Annotated in this window: 6 protein-coding genes; 5 read left to right on the top strand and 1 reads right to left on the bottom strand. The window is 50.8% G+C overall.

Going from position 1 to position 3,831, the window contains the following annotated elements; translation table 11 throughout:
• Positions 1–18: 18 nt before the first annotated feature.
• Positions 19–306: an AraC family transcriptional regulator N-terminal domain-containing protein gene (locus AC5JLB_RS15625; RefSeq protein WP_495874751.1), complete on the bottom strand. Its 288-nt coding sequence runs from the start codon at positions 304–306 to the stop codon at positions 19–21.
• Between the two features lie 387 nt (positions 307–693).
• On the opposite strand from AC5JLB_RS15625, the gene AC5JLB_RS15620 reads away from it, so the two are divergent.
• The 5 genes from AC5JLB_RS15620 (at position 694) to AC5JLB_RS15600 (ending at position 3,792) form a co-directional block, all read left to right on the top strand.
• Positions 694–1,182 (top strand): (R)-mandelonitrile lyase, encoded by a 489-nt coding sequence (locus AC5JLB_RS15620; RefSeq protein WP_495874750.1) that lies wholly within the window; start codon positions 694–696, stop codon positions 1,180–1,182.
• A 12-nt stretch (positions 1,183–1,194) separates the two neighbouring features.
• On the top strand, positions 1,195–2,256 hold the full coding sequence (locus AC5JLB_RS15615) for an NAD(P)-dependent alcohol dehydrogenase (RefSeq protein WP_495874749.1): 1,062 nt from the start codon (positions 1,195–1,197) through the stop codon (positions 2,254–2,256).
• Positions 2,257–2,332: 76 nt separating this feature from the next.
• Positions 2,333–3,076, top strand: coding sequence for an SDR family oxidoreductase (locus tag AC5JLB_RS15610; protein WP_495874748.1), 744 nt, complete (start codon positions 2,333–2,335; stop codon positions 3,074–3,076).
• 5 nt (positions 3,077–3,081) lie between these two features.
• Complete coding sequence (locus AC5JLB_RS15605) at positions 3,082–3,327, top strand: TMEM175 family protein (protein WP_495874747.1); 246 nt, start codon at positions 3,082–3,084, stop codon at positions 3,325–3,327.
• Positions 3,328–3,408: 81 nt separating this feature from the next.
• Positions 3,409–3,792 carry a hypothetical protein gene (locus AC5JLB_RS15600; protein ID WP_495874752.1) on the top strand — a complete coding sequence of 128 codons (384 nt, stop codon included), beginning with the start codon at positions 3,409–3,411 and terminating at the stop codon, positions 3,790–3,792.
• Positions 3,793–3,831 lie beyond the last annotated feature (39 nt).

Below are 3,831 nucleotides of genomic sequence, written 5' to 3'. Positions count from 1 at the left end.
CGAATTTGGATTACCCATTTAGCTATCGCTCCACACGTCTAGAACACGACCAAGCACTTCTTTGCTACCCTGAGCAATCACACAAAAGGAAGGGATAGAGACACTATGAAAGCATTCCAAAGGAGAAGAGAAACGGTTGAAGTGCAATCCTTTCAGCAGCTCGATCGTTCCATCTTGACGAATCGCCTGTGCAATCCGCTCATTCAGTTCCTCTCGGTTGGCTTGCACTCTGTCTGCCTCGCGCTTTGCCTGAGGGTCATTCATCAACGCTCTATCGGACTTCTCACTCGTTTTTGCATCGTTCATTTCTTATGCCCGTTCAGATAGATTTATAGACACATCAAGGTCCAGAAAGGGTTTGGCAGCTAAGCCTATATAAGAGGAATCTAGCGTGGCTTGAATCAAAATTGGTGCAAGTTTGCAGGATTGTACAACGGTCTTAGACAATCGTTCTATTGCTTGCCTGTCAGGATGCCTAGAATGAGGTTAAAGCAATGAAACGTGATTCCGGCTGTTTGTAAGCGTCTGGATTTCTCTTCAAGAGAACACTCAGGTTTGTTGGGTCAAGCGCTTCCCAGAATTGCACAAGAAGCATCCTCAAATCCACGGCAGGCATCGGTCGCTGTGGGAAAGCTTCGCATGACTCAACACAAATATGGAGGAACAGAAATGAAACAACTCACGGTACCTGTCATGACATTTTCCTTATTGGCTTTGGGGTTCGCGCAGGTAGGTAATACACAAGGCTCATCTGGCGATCGCGCACAGACCGTGGAAATCACGCGGAACGGTTCGCAGCCTCCCACTGAGGGATCAGCCGATTATTTCACGGGTTCTGTACGCATCAATCCTCTTTTTCCGGTGCACGAGCCGTCACGCGCATCTGGCGCAAATGTCACCTTCGAGTCTGGCACTCGCACGGCATGGCATACCCATCCCTTGGGGCAGACCCTCATTGTGACGGCTGGAGTTGGCTGGGTTCAGCAATGGGGCGGACAAATTCAGGATATCAGACCTGGTGATGGTGTCTGGATTCCGCCTGGGGTGAAACACTGGCACGGAGCTACAGCTACCACAACCATGACTCACATCGCCATTCAGGAGTCGCTCGACGGCAACCCTGTGGACTGGATGGAACAGGTCAGTGACGAGCAATACCAAGCACCAAACGTAAACCAATAGGAGCATTTATCCATGTACAACACTAAAGCGTATTCTGCTGCCAGTGCAACATCACCGCTAGCCTCCGATACGATCGCACGGCGCGATCCAACCGCACACGACGTTCAGATCGAAGTCCTCTTCTGCGGCATCTGTCACTCTGATGTCCATTCAGTACGTAATGAGTGGAGCGACTTCATGTCCACGACCTATCCAATTGTTCCGGGTCACGAGATCGTCGGGCGTGTCACTAAAGTTGGCTCGGCAGTGACGAAGTACAAGGCTGGCGATCTGGCTGCGATTGGCTGCATGGTTGATTCGGACGGCACCTGTCCGAACTGCAAAGCTGGCTTTGAGCAGTTTTGCCAAAACGTGATCTTCACCTACAACTCCCCGGACAAGCACAAGACTGCTCCGGTTACTTACGGCGGCTACTCCGATAGCATCGTCGTGGATGAACGCTTTGCTCTGCGAGTTCCAGACAACCTTGAGCTTGCCGGAGTTGCGCCGCTCCTTTGCGCTGGGATTACAACCTATTCGCCCCTACGTCACTGGGGTGTTACTGAGGGCAAGAAGGTTGGCGTGATTGGTCTCGGTGGTCTGGGTCACATGGGCGTGAAATTTGCTCGTGCGTTTGGTGCCCACGTTGTTGTCTTCACTACCTCGCCCGACAAGACGGAAGACGCGCTCCGCCTCGGTGCTGATGAAGTGGTGGTTTCCCACAATGCCGACGAAATGCAGAAACACGCTGGCAGCTTCGATTTCATTCTCGATACTGTCTCCGCTAAGCACGACATTAACACCTATCTCAACATGCTCCGCCTCGACGGTAACATCACTTTGGTCGGGGCACCCGAGAACCCCCTAGATGTTGCGGCATTTAGCCTGATCATGGCTCGCCGCAGTCTCTCCGGCTCTATGATCGGCGGCATTCCCGAAACCCAGGAAATGCTCGACTTTTGCGGCAAGCACAACATCACTGCCGATGTCGAAGTTATCCCTATTCAGAAGGTCAATGAAGCTTACGAGCGAGTACTCAAGTCTGATGTGAAGTATCGCTTCGTAATTGATATGGCATCGCTTAAATCTGAATAACCGAAGTGAAACCTCGGCTGATTGGCAAGTCCACTCTTGCAGAACTCAGTAGTGACTAAACAAAGAGAGAAACAAGATGATTAAAGACAAAGTTGTGATTATTACCGGCGCATCATCAGGGATTGGTGAAGCAAGCGCGAAATTGCTTGCAAGCAAAGGCGCGAAAGTCGTTTTGGGCGCGCGACGCGAACACCAATTGAGACAACTGGCTGATGAAATTCAAACAGCTGGCGGACAAGCAGTTTATCAAGTGATGGATGTAGTTAACCCATCTGATAATGCTGCGATCGTCACGCTTGCCAAGGAAACATTTGGAGGCGTCGATGTTATTTTCTTGAACGCTGGCATCATGCCAAATTCTCCACTTTCTGCATTGAAAACTGATGAATGGAATCAAACGGTTGATATCAATATCAAGGGTGTACTCAATGGTATCGCTGCTGTGTTGCCAACGTTTGTTAGCCAAAAGTCTGGGCACGTTATCACAACTTCATCGGTTGCTGGATTAAAAGCTTACCCAGGTGGTGCGATCTATGGTGGGACGAAATGGTTTGTACGCGATTTCATGGAAGTTCTACGCATGGAGTCTGCTCAAGAGGGGACTAACATTCGGACTGCGACAATTTATCCTGCTGCAATTAACACTGAGTTGTTAGGTCAGATTACCGACCAAGATGCGGCTGAGAAAATGACAAAGTTGTATGAGCAATACGGCATCTCACCTGATCGAGTAGTCAATGTTGTGACGTTTGCGATTGACCAGCCAGAAGACACAAACGTGAACGAATTTACGATTGGCCCAACCACGCAGCCTTGGTAAGGATAGTGCTGGCGGTTAAACCGAGTGCGATCGCATCTCGATGGAGTAATCATGCAAAAGCACAAACTTGGCAACAGCAACGACTACCCACAAAGGAAGTGAGTGTGGATACCAACCGCTTGGAGGCATTTAGCGACGGCGTATTCGCGATCGCAATCACCCTGCTGGTACCGAGATCAAAGTGCCGTCACCCGATACGGCGCTCGGGGCAGCACTCCTCCATCTCTGACCGTCCTACCTCGCCTACGTAGTGAGCCTTGTGGTGATCGGCGCAATCTGGATCAACCACCACGCTATGTTGCAACACATCGTCCGCGTGGATGGAACGCTGTTTGCTGAACGTCCTCCACCTGATGCTCATCGCATTCCTGCCGTTTCCAACCGCCGTGCTTGCCGAAGCGTTTCACCGGGGAACGGACGAGCCAGTTGCCGCTGCCTTCTACGGTGGAATCTTGACCGTCATTGGTATCCTCGTCAACGCTATGTGGCGGTATGCGGCTCACGGGTATCGGTTGCTTGACCCCCACCTTACTGCAAAAACAATACGGAAGATCAGACGGCAATTCCTTGTCGGTCCGATTGTTTACGCGATCGCCACCATAGTCGCGTTGGTTGCACCTTGGCTAGCGGTGCGATCGCGAATGCCGCTTCTTGAGTTCATGTACTTACGGTTTGTGACCAGAACGATTTGTGATCAGTTTCTGGTCGTGTTCTAGACGTGTGGAGCGATAGCTAAATGGGTAATCCAAATTCGT

The sequence above is a fragment of the Myxacorys chilensis genome, assembly GCF_059505265.1.
This window is presented reverse-complemented; position numbering and strand designations above follow the sequence as displayed.

What these genes read in the sequence shown, in the direction of transcription:
- AC5JLB_RS15615 (WP_495874749.1), top strand. Translation starts at nt 1,195, where the DNA reads ATGTACAACACTAAAGCGTATTCTGCTGCCAGTGCAACATCACCGCTA.
- AC5JLB_RS15620 (WP_495874750.1), top strand. Translation starts at nt 694, where the DNA reads ATGACATTTTCCTTATTGGCTTTGGGGTTCGCGCAGGTAGGTAATACA.
- AC5JLB_RS15625 (WP_495874751.1), bottom strand. Translation starts at nt 306, where the DNA reads ATGAACGATGCAAAAACGAGTGAGAAGTCCGATAGAGCGTTGATGAAT.
- AC5JLB_RS15610 (WP_495874748.1), top strand. Translation starts at nt 2,333, where the DNA reads ATGATTAAAGACAAAGTTGTGATTATTACCGGCGCATCATCAGGGATT.